The 14,762-nt window shown below is 73.3% G+C and carries 9 protein-coding genes and 1 tRNA gene; 1 reads left to right on the forward strand and 9 read right to left on the reverse strand.

Annotation, left to right across the window (positions count from 1 at the left end):
- Positions 1–89: 89 nt before the first annotated feature.
- Positions 90–1,772 carry a bifunctional 3'-5' exonuclease/DNA polymerase gene (locus ACIRG6_RS16815; protein WP_403323258.1) on the forward strand — a complete coding sequence of 561 codons (1,683 nt, stop codon included), beginning with the start codon at positions 90–92 and terminating at the stop codon, positions 1,770–1,772.
- Positions 1,773–1,779: 7 nt separating this feature from the next.
- On the opposite strand, the gene ACIRG6_RS16820 is transcribed toward ACIRG6_RS16815, so the two are convergent.
- The 9 genes from ACIRG6_RS16820 to ACIRG6_RS16860 all read right to left on the reverse strand — a co-directional run bounded on the left by ACIRG6_RS16820 (position 1,780) and on the right by ACIRG6_RS16860 (position 14,737).
- A complete protein-coding gene (locus tag ACIRG6_RS16820; protein ID WP_364680121.1) occupies positions 1,780–2,130 on the reverse strand; it encodes a hypothetical protein in 351 nt (116 codons plus the stop codon).
- 177 nt (positions 2,131–2,307) lie between these two features.
- Positions 2,308–2,384 (reverse strand) — tRNA-Thr (locus tag ACIRG6_RS16825).
- Positions 2,385–2,490: 106 nt separating this feature from the next.
- The gene (locus ACIRG6_RS16830; RefSeq protein WP_403323261.1) at positions 2,491–4,098 is read right to left on the reverse strand and encodes an alpha/beta hydrolase; all 1,608 of its coding nucleotides are present in this window, start codon (positions 4,096–4,098) and stop codon (positions 2,491–2,493) included.
- A 93-nt stretch (positions 4,099–4,191) separates the two neighbouring features.
- Entirely contained in the window at positions 4,192–5,397 is a 1,206-nt protein-coding gene (locus ACIRG6_RS16835) for a DNA polymerase III subunit delta' (RefSeq protein WP_403323264.1), read from the reverse strand.
- A gap of 176 nt (positions 5,398–5,573) precedes the next feature.
- Entirely contained in the window at positions 5,574–8,882 is a 3,309-nt protein-coding gene (tmk, locus tag ACIRG6_RS16840; protein ID WP_403323267.1) for a dTMP kinase, read from the reverse strand.
- Positions 8,883–9,035: 153 nt separating this feature from the next.
- The gene (gene topA, locus ACIRG6_RS16845) at positions 9,036–11,879 is read right to left on the reverse strand and encodes a type I DNA topoisomerase (RefSeq protein WP_350721212.1); all 2,844 of its coding nucleotides are present in this window, start codon (positions 11,877–11,879) and stop codon (positions 9,036–9,038) included.
- Positions 11,880–12,150: 271 nt separating this feature from the next.
- Positions 12,151–12,348, reverse strand: coding sequence for a hypothetical protein (locus tag ACIRG6_RS16850; protein ID WP_365021938.1), 198 nt, complete (start codon positions 12,346–12,348; stop codon positions 12,151–12,153).
- 195 nt (positions 12,349–12,543) lie between these two features.
- Positions 12,544–14,058, reverse strand: a complete 1,515-nt coding sequence (locus tag ACIRG6_RS16855; protein ID WP_350721216.1) for a DUF7059 domain-containing protein — start codon at positions 14,056–14,058, stop codon at positions 12,544–12,546.
- Between the two features lie 88 nt (positions 14,059–14,146).
- Positions 14,147–14,737, reverse strand: a complete 591-nt coding sequence (locus ACIRG6_RS16860) for a small secreted protein (RefSeq protein ID WP_318213761.1) — start codon at positions 14,735–14,737, stop codon at positions 14,147–14,149.
- Positions 14,738–14,762 lie beyond the last annotated feature (25 nt).

The raw sequence follows: 14,762 nt of genomic DNA on the forward strand, positions 1-14,762 counted from the left end.
CGACGCCCGAACCACGCCTCCGAACCGAGCCCCCGGTCCGCGCCCCGGCTCCGCGGGCCGTTGTCAGACCCTCCTGTCACACTCGCGGCATGGCCGACCGGTGGGCGCTCGCCGTGGCCGAGGACGGTGGCGTGGACGTCGCCCCCCTCGGTCCCGACGGGCTGCCCGCCGGACCGGTGCGGCGGGAGCCCGACCTCGCCGAGTCCGTACGCGGCCGGCCGGACGTCACCCGGTGGGTGTGGCGGTCCACCGCCGAGATCTGTCCGCGCCTGCTCGCCGCGGGGGTGCGAGTGGAGCGGTGCTACGACATGGAGGCCGCCGAGACCCTCCTGCTCGGCCACGAGGGGAGGTACGGGCAGCCGCACTCGGCCGCCGCCGCCCTCGCCCGTCTGCGCGGCGGCCCCGTGCCGCCCGACCCGCCCCAGCGGTCCGCCGAACCGGGCGCGCAGTCCCCGCTGTTCGAACCGCAGGGCGTGCACCTGCCCCTGGACGACCTCCTCGCCGTCTACGCCGAGCAGCAGCGCCGCCACGACCGGTCCGCGCACCCCGACCGGCTGCGGCTGCTGACGGCGGCCGAGTCGGCGGGGATGCTGGTCGCCGCCGAGATGAACCGCGCCGGACTGCCCTGGCGGGCCGACGTGCACCGCCAGGTACTCCACGACCTGCTCGGCGAGCGGTACGCGGGCGGGGGCGAGCCGCGCCGCCTGGCCGAGCTGGCGGAGGAGGTGTCCGCCGCGTTCGGGCACCGGGTGCGGCCCGATCTGCCCGCCGACGTCGTCAAGGCGTTCGCCCGGGCCGGGATCAAGGTCGGCTCCACCCGCCGCTGGGAACTGGAATCGGTCGACCACCCGGCCGTGAAGCCCCTGCTCGCGTACAAGAAGCTGTACCGGATCTGGGTCGCGCACGGCTGGTCCTGGCTGCAGGACTGGGTGCGCGACGGACGCTTCCGCCCCGAGTTCCTCGCCGGCGGCACCGTCACCGGACGCTGGGTGACCAACGGCGGGGGCGCGCTGCAGATCCCCAAGGTGATCCGGCGGGCCGCCGTGGCCGACCCGGGCTGGTGCCTCGTCGTCGCCGACGCCGACCAGATGGAGCCGCGCGTCCTCGCCGCGATCTCCCGCGACCCCGGGCTGATGGAGGTGGCCGGCCGGGAGACCGACCTCTACCAGTCGGTGTCCGACCGGGCCTTCTCCGGCGACCGCGCCCAGGCCAAGATCGCCGTGCTCGGCGCGGTGTACGGCCAGACCTCCGGCGACGGCCTGAAGAACCTCGCCGCACTCAGACGCCGTTTCCCGAGGGCGGTGGCGTACGTCGACGACGCGGCCCGCGCGGGTGAGGAGGGCCGGCTCGTGCGGACCTGGCTGGGGCGCACCTGCCCGCCGGCGGCGGGGGCGAACGGCGACGACCCCGCCGAGGAGGCGGGCATCCCCCAGGACGCGCCCGACGCCCAGGAGTGGGTGCCGGGCTACGCCTCCACCAACGCCCGCGCGCGTGGCCGCTTCGCCCGCAACTTCGTCGTCCAGGGCAGCGCCGCCGACTGGGCCCTGCTGATGCTCGCCGCGCTGCGGCAGGCCTGCGCGGACATGGCGGCCGAGCTGGTGTTCTTCCAGCACGACGAGGTGATCGTGCACTGTCCGCGTCAGGAGGCCGACACCGTCGTCGCGGCGATCCGCGAGGCGGCCGACCTGGCGGGCCGCCTCACCTTCGGCCGGACGCCGGTACGTTTCCCGTTCACGACGGCCGTGGTGGAGTGCTACGCGGACGCCAAGTGAGCAGCGGTCAGGTCTTCCACAGCTGCCAGAGCCACCAGCCCCGCATGGCTCCGTGGCGGGCGTAGGCCCCCACCGTGAACCCCAGGATCTGTCCGTAGGCCGCTGTTTCCCACGGATCGAACGTCACACTCGGCCCGAGGCCCACCTTGGCCACCGAGATGATCCCCACCTCCGCGTGCTCGGCCTCGTGGCGGGCGAGCCCGACGTGGACACACACGTCCCAGCCGTCGGGTGGAGGGGGAGTCTGGAGGCCCTTGATCATGACGTTCACCGAGGTGGTGGGATACGCCGTGTACGAGCCGTCATCGGGGTGGAACGCCTCGATGGGCCGGGACTCTTCCATGATGAGCGTGGACATGCGCACCTCCGAGGAGAATTCGTCGGTCGCTCGGATCGTCCAATCTCGGGCGTACGTATAAAGCCTCGGGCCGCTGAGCCGTTCGAGCTACTCGGCATCCGCCGAACGAGTGAATCCACTGCGCGGTCCACTGAACGCAAAAGCCCAGCTCAGACAGTGTCCGAGCTGGGCTTCAAGTGGAGCCGCCTTCGGGATTCGAACCCGAGACCTACGCATTACGAGTGCGTTGCTCTGGCCATCTGAGCTAAGGCGGCGCGCTGTGCGCACCATGGTGCGATCAGCAACGTCGGTAAGTCTACACAGTTTCCAGGGGTGCTTCGTACCCGCCCCGGAGGTGGGGTTCCGGGGCGGGCGAGGCGGTTACGAGCAGCGCGTGCCGTCCGCCGGAGGGGTGCCGCGCAGGAGGTAGGTGTTGATCGCCGAGTCGATGCAGGTGCTGCCGCGGCCGTAGGCGGTGTGGCCGTCGCCCTCGTAGGTGAGGAGGCGGCCGGAGGAGAGCTGGTCGGCCAGGGCCTGGGCCCAACGGTACGGGGTCGCCGGGTCGCGGGTGGTGCCGACCACGACGACCGGCGGCGCTCCCGCGGCCTCGATGCGGTGCGGCTCGCCCGTCGGGTGCACGGGCCAGTAGGCGCAGTTCAGCGAGGACCAGGCCAGGCCCTCACCGAAGACGGGGGACGCCTTCTCGAAGGCGGGGAGGGCCTCGCGCACCTGGTCCGGGGAGGAGAAGGCCGGCGGGAGGTCCAGGCAGTTCACCGCCGCGTTGGCCGACATCAGGTTGCTGTAGTCGCCGCCGGCCTCGCGCTCGTAGTAGCTGTCCGACAGGACCAGCAGGCCGGCGCCGTCGTGCTGCTTCATCGCCGAGCCCAGCGACTCGCGCAGCTGCTGCCAGGCACCCTCGTCGTACATCGCCGCGATCACGCCGGTGGTGGCCAGCGACTCGGTGAGCCTGCGGCCGTCGGCGTCACCGGTGGGGAGGGGTTTGGCGTCCAGGTCGTCGAAGAGGGCCTTCAGGTTCTTGCCGACCTGGGCGGGAGAGGTGCCCTTGCCGCCGAGCGGGCAGTCCGGCTGCTGGACGCAGTCCTTCGCGAAGGACCGGAACGCCGTCTCGAAGCCCGCCGTCTGCTCCAGGTTCAGCCGGCGCGCGGACAGGGACGGGTCCAGCGCGCCGTCCAGGACCAGGCGGCCCGCCCGGCCCGGGAACAGACCCGCGTACGTCGCCCCCAGGAACGTGCCGTACGAGGCGCCGACGTAGGACAGCTTTTCGTCGCCCAGTACCGCCCGCAGGATGTCCATGTCCCGGGCCGCCTCGACGGTCGAGACATGGCGCAGCAGCTTCGGCGCGTCCGCTCCGCAGCCCTCGGCGAACCCCTTGAAGGCGTCGACCAGCCGGTCGGTCTCCCTGGCGTCGTCCGGGGTGACGTCCGTCTGCGTGTACGCGTCCATCCTGCGCCCGTCGAGGCACTCCACCGGCTCGCTGCGGGCCACGCCCCGCGGATCGACCGCCACCATGTCGTACCGGGCGCGGACCTGTGCCGGGTAGCCGATGCCCGCGTACTGCTGGAGGTAGCCGATCGCGGAGCCGCCCGGCCCGCCCGGGTTCACCAGCAGGGAGCCGAGCCGCTTGCCGGGGCCGGTGGCCTTCTTGCGCGCCACGGCGAGGCGTACGTCCCCCTCGGCCGGCTTCGCGTAGTCGAGCGGCGCCCTCATCGTGGCGCACTGGAAGCCCGGGACGCCGCAGTCGCGCCAGCTCAGCTTCTGCCCGTAGTACGGGGCCAGGGACGACGGCGTGGACGCGGGCAGCGCGGCCAGGGTCAGCCGCGCCGCCTTGGTCGCTCCGGCCGCCTCCTCCGCGGCCGGAGAACCGGCCGAGGACGACGCGCCCCCGGCCGAACAGGCGGTGGCGAGCAACGCCGCGGCGAGCAGCGTGGTTCCGGTACGGGTTCTGCGGTGGGTACGCCTGGTGTCCATCCAGCGAGCGTAACTCTCCGCGACGACACGAACGCTCTACGTACCCGTCGTGCCCCGAACGGGTTCCCCGGTCAACCGCTGTCGGTGTACTCGTCAGCCCGATCTGAGCGCCATCGTCATGGCCTCCACCGCGAGCAGTGGCGGCACATTGCGGTCGAGGGCCTCCCCGCAGGCGGCGATCGCCTCGATACGGCGGAGGGTGGCCTCCGGCGAGCCGGCGCGGGCGAGGCGCTCCAGGACGTCCATGGAGTCGGCGTTGGCGATCGCCACGCGGGAGCCGAGCTGGAGGGCCAGGACGTCCCGGTAGAAGGTGGTGAGGTCGCTCAGGGCGAGGTCGAGGCTGTTGCGCTGCGTGCGCGTTCTGCGGCGCTTCTGGTTCTCCTCCAGATCCTTCATCACACCCGCCGTGCCGCGCGGCAGCCGGCCGCCCTGGGCGGCGCCCAGGGCCGCCTTGAGCTCTTCCGCCTCCTTGCCGTCCATCTCCTCGGCGAGTTCCTTGGCGTCCGCCGCCGCCGCGTCCACCAGCTCCTGCGCCGCCCTCAGCGCGCTGCCGACGTCGTCGACTCGCAACGGCAGCTTCAGCACGGCGGCCCGGCGGTCCCGGGCGGCCGCATCCGTCGCGAGGCGGCGGGCGCGGTCGACATGACCCTGGGTGGCCCGGGCGGCTGCGGCGGCGACCTCCGGCTCGATGCCCTCGCGGCGTACGAGCATGTCGACGACGGCCTCGACCGGGGGCGTGCGCAGGTTCAGGTGGCGGCAGCGGGAACGGATCGTGGGCAGCACGTCCTCGACGGACGGGGCGCACAGCAGCCACACCGTGCGGGGGGCGGGTTCCTCGACGGCCTTGAGGACGGCGTTGGCCGACTTCTCGTTCAGCCGCTCGGCCTCCTCGACGAGGATGATCTGCCAACGGCCGTTCGCGGGTGAGGTGAACGACTTGCGGACGGTGTCCCGCATGTCCTGGGCACGGATTTCCGCACCCACGGCGACCACCGTGCTGACGTCCGCGTGGGTGCCGATCAGCGCCGTGTGACACCCGTCGCAGAAGCCGCAGCCCGGTGAGCCGCCGAGGGCGCGGTCGGGGCTCACGCACTGCAACGCGGCGGCGAAGGCCCGCGCCGTCTGCGTCACCCCCGCACCGGGCGGGCCGGTGAACAGCCAGGCGTGCGTCATGCTCGACGTCTCGGGGAGGGGGCCGTCGGTCGCGGCGGCGGTGACGAAGGCGTCGGCGTCCCGGGCGGCGGCGGCGAGCTGCTCGCTCACCTTCTCCTGCCCGACGAGGTCGTCCCACACGGTCATGGGTCACGCCGTCCTTCCGTCACACTCCGCCGCACACTCTGCGCCACGCCCTCCATTGTGGGGGCCGCCTCCGACAACGGGCGCCGGGCCGGTCGGCGGGCGCCGGTCAGCGCCGTCCCCGGGCCGGTCGGCGGGCGCCGGTCAGCGTCGTCCCCGGGCCGGTCGGCGGGCGCCGGTCAGCGCCGTCCCCGGCCCTTGCCGCGGCCTCCCCCGTCGCCGTCGCGGCCCTCGTCGCGGTCGTCGTCCCGCGGGCCGAGCAGTTCGTCCGCCAGTGTCGGCAGATCGTCCAGCGGGGTCTCCTCGGCCCAGTCGGAGCGACGCCTGCGGGGCGGCACCTGGTCGGGGTCGACCCGCGGCAGCTCGCGGGTGGTCTCCTGGGGTTCCCCGGACCGGTCGGCACCGGCCGGGCCCTCCTCCCGGAAGTAGCCCGGCGGAACCCGGTCGGCGGGATCGTCCCCGCGCACGGGGGGCAGCACCGCCGTCTCGTCGGCGGCTCCCGGCGTCACGGGCGGCAGGACCGCCGTCTCGTCGGCGGCCCCGGGCTCCACCGCCGGCAGCACCGCCGTCTCGTCCGCCGCGCCGGACGGCACCGGCGGCACGGGCAGCTCGGCCGTCACCTCGGACTCGGACACGCCGGACGCCCGGCCGTCGTCGCCGCGCCCGCCCCGGGCCCGGTCCTCCGCGTCACCGCGCTCGTCGTCCCGTGTGTCCCGCACCGGCCGCAGTACCGCCGTGTCCTCCACCGGACCGCCGGAAGCGTTCGTCGGCGTCACGAGGGGCGTCGGAACGGTCAGCGCGTCCGAGGGATCGGCAGCGGCCGGAGTGCGCCGGGGAGCGTCCGCCACGGGCGGAGCCGCCGGCCCGGGGCCCGCCGCGGCCGCGGCCGCCGCCTGCTCCGCCGCCCGGCGTGCCTCCTCGGCGCGCATCAGGGCCTCCTCGGCCTTGCGCTGCTTCTCCAGGCGCCGGGCCTCGGCCTCGGCCCGCAGCCGCTCCTCCTCCTCGGCCTGCTTGCGGCGCCGCTCCTCCTCGGCACGGCGGCGGGCCTCCTCCTCGGCGCGGGCCTTCTCCTCCGCGAGGAGCCGGGCCCGCTCCTCCTCCGCCTTCCGGCGCGCTTCCTCGGCCCGCTGCCGGGCCTCCTCGGCCTGCCGCTCGGCCTCGCGCCGCTGCGCCTCCTCCAGCTCGCGCCGCTTGCGCTCCTCCTCCTCGGCGCGCAGCCGCTCCAGCTGCTCGAGGCGCTCACGCTCCAGGCGCTCCTCCTCGGCCTTGCGCGCGGCCTCCTCCTCGGCCTTCCGCCGGGCCTCCTCCTCGGCCTTGCGGCGCGCCTCCTCCTGGGCCTTGATCTCGGCCTCGGACAGCGGCAGCACCTGGTCGAGCCGGTGCCGTACGACGGTGGTGACGGCCTCGGGCTCCTGGCCCGCGTCCACGACGAGGTACCGGCCGGGGTCGGCGGCGGCCAGCGTCAGGAAACCGGCCCGCACGCGCGCGTGGAACTCGGCGGGCTCCGACTCCAGGCGGTCCGGTGCCTCGGTGAACCGCTCGCGCGCGGTCTCCGGCGGCACGTCCAGCAGGACCGTCAGATGCGGGACGAGACCGTTGGTCGCCCAGCGGTTGATCCGGGCGATCTCGGTCGGCGACAGGTCGCGGCCGGCGCCCTGGTAGGCCACGGAGGAGTCGATGTACCTGTCGGAGATGACCACGGCGCCGCGCTCCAGCGCGGGCCGGACCACGGTGTCCACGTGCTCCGCGCGGTCGGCGGCGTACAGCAGCGCCTCCGCGCGGTGCGACAGACCGGCGCTCGACACGTCCAGCAGGATCGACCGCAGGCGCTTGCCCACCGGCGTCGCACCCGGCTCGCGCGTCAGCACGACCTCGTGCCCCTTGCCCCTGATCCACTCGGCGAGAGCCTCCGCCTGAGTGGACTTGCCGGCGCCGTCGCCGCCCTCCAGGGCGATGAAGAAACCGTTCGCCGCGGGGGTCGGCACCGGGTCGTCGCCGCCGAGCAGCGCGTCCTTCAGGTCGTGCCGCAGCGGCACCCCGGAACGGTCGTCGACCTTCGCCAGCACCAGCGCGGCCACCGGCAGCAGCAGCGCGCCGACCAGCATCAGCACGAACGCGGCACCACCGTGGGCGAAGACGAATTTGCCGTTCTCCAGCCGGTGCGGCCCGATCGCCGCAGCCACCACGGGCGCGATCACCGCGCCGAGCGCCACGCAGACCCGGACGACGGCGTGCAGGTGCTCGGTCGTCCGCGTCCGGCGCTGAGCCTCGGTCTCCTGGTCGAGCAGCGCGTGCCCGGTGTTGGCGGCCACGCCCGCGCCGACACCGGCCAGCACCAGGAGCAGCAGCACGCTGGTGACGTCCGGGACGAGACCGGCGGCCAGCAGGACGACGCCCACGAAGGCGATCGCCAGGGCCAGCAGCCGGCGGCGCGACAGGGAGGGCAGCAGGGCGGGGGCCGTGCGGATGCCGACGACCACTCCGCCGGTCAGCGCGCCCACCATCAGCCCGTACAGCACCGGGCCGCCGCCCAGGTCCTTGGCGTGCAGCACCGCCACGGCGACCGCGGCGGACACGGCGGCGGCGACGGCCGCGCAGGCGAACACCAGCAGCGGCAGGGCACCGGTGCGGCCCTTGTCGACGCCCGCGGCCGTCTTCGGGCGGCGCAGGCCCTCCAGCGGCGACCGGGCGCGCGGGGTGCGGGCACCGGGCAGTTCGAGGAAGGTCACCAGCGACAGCGAGGCGGCGAACAGTCCGGCCGCCACGTAGGAGCCGAGTGCGGCCTGGTGCTGGGCGAACCAGTCGACGCCGGCGCCCAGCAGGTTGTTCAGCAGGCCCGCGACGACGAGCACGGCGCCGGCGAGGGGGATCGCCACGAAGCCGGTGCGCAGCGACAGACGGCGCAGGGCGTCCATGTGGTCCGGCAGCGGCCGTACCGTCGCGCCCTCCGGGGGCGGGGCGGGCAGCAGCGCGGGGGCCGCGCTCTCCCGGCACACGGTCCAGAAGCGCTCGGCGACGCCGGTGACGAAGCCGGTCACCAGGAGGACGGCGAGGGCGTCGTCCGGTGTCCAGTCGATCCACAGCGGCGCCACGATCAGCAGCGCCGCCCGCAGACCGTCCGCGCCCACCATGGTCCAGCGGCGGTCGAGGGGACCGTCCTGCGAGGTGAGCGACGTGAGCGGGCCGAGCAGGACCGCGCCGAAGAGCAGCGTCGCCAGGACGCGGACGCCGAAAACGGTCGCCACTGCGAACGCCACGCCCCGGTAGCCCCCGCCGAACGAGCCCGCGCCTATGGCGGCCTGCACGGCGAGGAGGACCAGCACCAGCAGGGCGAGGGTGTCGCCGACACCCCCCACGAGCTGTGCGCTCCACAACCGCCTCAACTGCGGTCGGCGCAGCAGGGCGCGGACGGCGCGCTCGCGGGAGTCCGCGACCAGGGCGTCGTCCGAGGCGGGGTGAGGGGCCGTTGGCTGCTCGGCTCGCGTCATGCGTTCAGCCTATCGGGCGGCACCGACAGGCCGTGGCACCCGGCCGAACGTACGCACGCCCCGACACCGAATCGATGCCGGGGCGTTCGCTCAGCGAACGGCAGTGTGTGCCGCGGGGGGCCTGAGACCGGCTCAGTCCCCTCCCGGTGGCCCTCAGTCCTCCGCAGCCTCGGAAGCGGCCGCCTTGGTGGCCGTCTTCGTCGTCTTCTTCGCCGTCGTCCTGGCGGCCGTGCTCTTGGCGGCCGTCGTCTTGGCCGCGGTCTTCTTCGCCGCCGCCTTCTTGGCCGGGGCCTTCTTGGCGGTGGACTTCTTGGCCGCGGCCTTCTTCGCCGTCTTCTTGGCGGGCCCCTTGGCGCGCTTCTCGGCGAGCAGCTCGTAGCCGCGCTCCGGCGTGATGTCCTCGACGCTGTCGCCGGAGCGCAGGGTCGCGTTGGTCTCACCGTCGGTGACGTACGGGCCGAAGCGGCCGTCCTTGACGACGACCGGCTTCTCGCTGACCGGGTCGGTGCCCAGTTCCTTCAGCGGCGGCTTGGCCGCCGCCCGGCCACGCTGCTTGGGCTGGGCGTAGATCGCCAGCGCCTCTTCGAGCGTGATCGTGAAGAGCTGCTCCTCGGACTGCAGCGACCGCGAGTCCGTGCCCTTCTTGAGGTACGGGCCGTAGCGGCCGTTCTGCGCGGTGATCTCGACGCCCTCGGCGTCGGCGCCGACGACCCGCGGCAGCGACATCAGCTTGAGCGCGTCGTCCAGGGTCACCGTGTCCAGGGACATCGAGTTGAACAGCGAGGCCGTCCGCGGCTTCACGGCGTTCTTGCCGGTCTTCGGGGTGCCCTCGGGAAGCTCCTCGGTGACGTAGGGGCCGTAGCGGCCCTTCTTCGCGACGATCGCGTGACCGGTGGCCGGGTCGGTGCCCAGCTCGCGGGCGCCGCTGGGCTCGGCCAGCAGCTTCTCCGCCAGCTCGACGCTCAGCTCGTCCGGCGCCAGGTCGTCGGGAACGTCGGCGCGCTGGTGCTCCTCGGTGTCCTTCTCGCCGCGCTCGACGTACGGGCCGTAGCGCCCGACGCGCAGCACGATGCCGTTGCCGACGGGGAAGGACGACACCTCGCGGGCGTCGATCGCGCCGAGGTCGGTCACCAGTTCCTTGAGGCCGCCGAGGTGGTCCCCGTCGCCGTTGCCGGCGTCGGCGGCGCCGCCCTCGCCCGTGCCCTCGCCGAAGTAGAACCGCTTCAGCCACGGCACGGACTGCGCCTCGCCACGGGCGATGGCGTCGAGGTCGTCCTCCATCTTGGCGGTGAAGTCGTAGTCGACGAGCCGGCCGAAGTGCTTCTCCAGGAGGTTGACCACGGCGAAGGACAGGAAGGACGGGACGAGGGCCGTGCCCTTCTTGAACACGTAGCCGCGGTCCAGGATCGTGCCGATGATCGACGCGTACGTCGACGGGCGGCCGATCTCGCGCTCTTCCAGCTCCTTGACCAGCGACGCCTCGGTGTAGCGGGCCGGGGGCTTGGTGGCGTGGCCGTCGACCGTGATCTCGTCGGCGGTCAGCGCGTCGCCCTCGGCGACCTGCGGAAGCCTGCGCTCACGGTCGTCCAGCTCGGCGTTCGGGTCGTCGGCGCCCTCGACGTAGGCCTTGAGGAAGCCGTGGAAGGTGATCGTCTTGCCGGACGCGCTGAACTCGACGTCCCGGCCGTCGGAGGCGGCGCCGCCGATCTTCACGGTGACGCTGTTGCCGGTCGCGTCCTTCATCTGGGAGGCGACGGTCCGCTTCCAGATCAGCTCGTACAGCTTGAACTGGTCGCCGGTCAGTCCGGTCTCGGCGGGCGTGCGGAAGCGGTCGCCGGAGGGGCGGATCGCCTCGTGCGCCTCCTGCGCGTTCTTGACCTTGCCGGCGTACGTCCGCGGCTGGGCCGGCAGGTAGTCGGCGCCGTACAGCTGCGTGACCTGGGCGCGGGCGGCGGTGATCGCCGTGTCGCTCAGGGTCGTCGAGTCCGTACGCATGTAGGTGATGTAGCCGTTCTCGTACAGCTTCTGGGCGACCTGCATGGTCGCCTTCGCACCGAAGCCGAGCTTGCGCGAGGCCTCCTGCTGGAGCGTCGTCGTACGGAACGGGGCGTACGGCGAGCGGCGGTACGGCTTGGACTCGACGGAGCGGACGGCGAAGCGCGTGTTCTCCAGCGCGGCGGCGAGCGCGCGGGCGTTCGCCTCGTCGAGGTGGAGGGTGTTCGCGCTCTTGAGCTGTCCCAGGGAGTCGAAGTCGCGGCCCTGCGCGATCCGCCTGCCGTCCACGGTCTGGAGCCGGGCGACCAGCGTCGACGGGTCGGAGGCGTCGCCGGCCCGGCCCGTGCCGAAGGTGCCCGTCAGGTCCCAGTACTCGGCGGTACGGAAGGCCATGCGCTCGCGTTCCCGCTCGACCACGAGCCGCGTCGCGACGGACTGGACACGGCCGGCCGACAGGCGCGGCATGACCTTCTTCCACAGGACCGGCGAGACCTCGTAGCCGTAGAGACGGTCGAGGATGCGGCGGGTCTCCTGGGCGTCAACGAGCTTCTGGTTGAGCTGGCGCGGGTTGGCGACGGCGGCCCGGATCGCGTCCTTGGTGATCTCGTGGAACACCATGCGCTTGACCGGGATCTTCGGCTTGAGGACTTCCTGGAGGTGCCAGGCGATGGCCTCGCCCTCGCGGTCCTCATCGGTGGCGAGGAAGAGCTCGTCCGAGTCCTTCAGCAGGTCCTTGAGCTTCTTGACCTGCGCCTTCTTGTCAGCGTTGACCACATAGATCGGCTGGAAGTCGTGTTCGACGTCCACACCGAGGCGGCGGACCTCACCGGTGTACTTCTCGGGCACCTCCGCGGCGCCGCTGGGAAGGTCGCGGATGTGCCCGACGCTCGCCTCGACGACGTAGCCAGGGCCGAGATAGCCCTTGATCGTCTTCGCCTTGGCAGGCGACTCGACGATGACGAGTCGGCGGCCGCCGTTCGCGGTCTCGCTGGTCGGGGACAACTTCGCTCTTCTCTCCGGTCGACGCTGGGGCCTGACCCAGGCAGTGCTCCCGGGGTCGGGTCGTGCTGCATTTCGGTCGTGACGCTGCGGAGTGTGACGGTACCTCCCGCCCCCGTGTCAAACGGGAAAAGCCCGCAACGGCCACTCGAACGGTAACCCGACGAACCCTGTTCCTGCCGCCCGGAGTGTCCACCAGCCATGATGTGCGTATCCGGAGCGCGATCCCCCGGTTACCGGGGCGAGGCCGCGGCCGGCGTCCGGATCCGGCCCCTCACACGCGCGTCAGGCACCAGACCCCGGCGGCCAGCGCGGCCAGGGAGACGACGCTCGCGACGGTCGCCGATGCGACAGGCCTCACACCGAGCGCGACGGGCCGGCCGTGCCGCACCCGTGTCACGGTCCACACCAGCAGGCCGCTCCCGAACAGGGCGAACACCAATCCCGCGAAGATCGCCGGCCCGCTTTCCATGGTCCCCGTGCCCCTTTTCTCCGTCCGCGAGTGCCCAGCCTCCGGGAGGCTGTCACGCGCGGGCGGCAGGCAGGCGAACCCGAGGTGAACGGGGAGCCGACGGGCCCTGCCCGTGGCGCGTTCCGCCGGGTCCGCCGCCGGTGCCGGGACGCACCGGGGCGGCCGGCCCCGGCCTCTCGACGCGGCGAGAAATCCCTACGCCGGCTCCAGGAATCCCTGCTCCACCAGCAGCCGGATCTGCGCGGGCGTGCGGTCGCGCAGCGCCACCGGGTCCTCGCCGACCAGCTGGGCGATGGCGTCCAGGATGCGGCCGGCGCTCATGGTCCCGTCGCAGACGCCCGCGAAGCCGGCGCCGACGGTGTCGACCCGGGTGGCCCGTCGCATGCCGCGGTTCTGGCGCAGCACGACGTGCTCCGGGTCCTCGGCGCCGGGCAGGCCGACCTGCTCCTGGACGACCTCGGCGGCCAGCGCGAAGTGCGCCTCGAGCAGGGCCGCGTCGTCGTGGTCGCGCAGGTAGTCGAGGCGGGCGAAGTGCGCCCGCACCGTCTCGCCGAGCGGCTGCTCGATCGGGTGCGGCCACTCCTCCGCCGTGATCGACGGCTCCGCGGCCGCCGTCCTGCGCAGCGTGATCCAGCCGAAGCCGACGGCCCTGACCTTGCGCGCCTCGAACTCGTCCAGCCACGCGTCGTAGCGCGCCTGGTACTCGGTCTCGTCGCCGCGGTGGTCGCCCGCGTCCCTGAGCCACAGCTCGGCGTACTGCGTGATGTCCTGCACCTCGCGCTGCACGATCCACGCGTCGCAGCCGCGCGGCACCCAGGAGCGCAGCCGGTCCGTCCAGTCCTCCCCCTCCACGTGCTGCCAGTTGGCGAGGAAGTGCGCGAACCCGCCCTCGTTCAGGCGCTCCCCCGTCAGCTGAACGAGCGTGCGGCACAGATCGTCCCCGCCCATCCCGCCGTCCCGGTAGGTCAGCCGGGCCCCGGGAGAGATCACGAAGGGCGGGTTCGACACGATCAGGTCGTAGGTGTCCCCCTCGTCGATCGGGTCGTAGAGCGAGCCCTCGCGCAGGTCGGCGGCCGGGGCCCCGGACAGGGCGAGCGTGAGCGCGGTGATGTGCAGCGCGCGCGGGTTGACATCCGTCGCCGTCACGCGCGTGGCGTGCCGGGAGGCGTGCAGCGCCTGGATGCCGGAGCCGGTGCCGAGGTCGAGGGCGGCGGAGACGGGGGTGCGGACGGTGAGGCCGGCGAGGGTCGTGGAGGCGCCGCCGACGCCGAGGACGACGCCCTCCGCGCGGTTGCCGATGCCGCCCGCGCCGCCGACCGCGCAGCCGAGGTCGGACACGATGAACCAGTCCTCGCCGTCGGGCCCGCCGTACGGCCGTACGTCCACGGTGGCCGCCAGCTCGCCGTCGACGGACACGAGCCATCCGCTCTCCAGGCACGCGTCGACGGGCAGGACGTCCGCCGCGCGCGCGTGGGGCACCGGCTGCTGGAGGAGGAACAGCCGGACGAGCAGTTCCAGCGGCGTGTCGCCGCGGGTGGCCCGGAGCGCGGGCACGACCTCGCTGCGCGACAGCGCCGCGTAGGCGGGGGCGCCGAGCAGCTCCAGCAGTCCGTCGGCGGTGAAGGACGCCCCGAGCAGGGCGTCCCGCAGCCGTGCGGCGACGTCGGGACGGTCGGCGGAGGGCAGGGGGGAGAGGCTGGCGTTACTCACACCCCCATTGTGGCCCGCGCTCCGCCTCGCGCCCGCCGAACGGAGGCCGGGTTCGCCCCGGCCACCGGCTCCGCCGTGCCGTGGTCTGTCAGCTCGTGGCCGCCGGCGCCGACGGAGTGGCCGACGTGCAGCTGGGCTGCTGGGCCATCGCCTTGCCGACGTCGCCCTCCTCGAGGGTCTTCAGCGCGTCGCTGCCGGACTTGCTGAGCTTGTTCAGCTCGGTGGCGACGTCCTTGAGACCGTCGGCGAACTTCGCCTGGTCCTTGGTGTCGAGGGCCTCCACCTGCTTCTTCAGGGAGGCGTAGGAGGCCGAGAGGCCGTTGAGCTCCTTGACCGCGTCCTGCTGCTTCTTCTCGCCGTTGTCGACGTCCGGCGCCCCGGCGTTCTGGACCGTGCCCGCCATCGCCTTGTAGGCGTCGGACATGTCCTGGAAGGCCTTGGCGTCGGTCTTCTGGACCTGCTCCGGCGTGCTGTTGTCCGAGGTCTCCTTCTGGATCGCGGCGTTGGCGGCCTCGATCTTCTTCGCCTGCGGCTGCACTCCGTCGCAGACCTGCTTGGCCCACGAGTCCAGCTTGTCGTTGCCGTCGTCGCTGCTGCATCCCGTCAGCGCCAGTACCAGTACCGCACCGCCGGACAGTGCGGCCGCGAGCTTCTTGTTCACCGGATTGGTCCCTTCCATGGCTCTCGGCCCCGGAACATACACG

This window comes from Streptomyces flaveolus (assembly GCF_044765825.1).
Taxonomy (GTDB): domain Bacteria; phylum Actinomycetota; class Actinomycetes; order Streptomycetales; family Streptomycetaceae; genus Streptomyces; species Streptomyces flaveolus.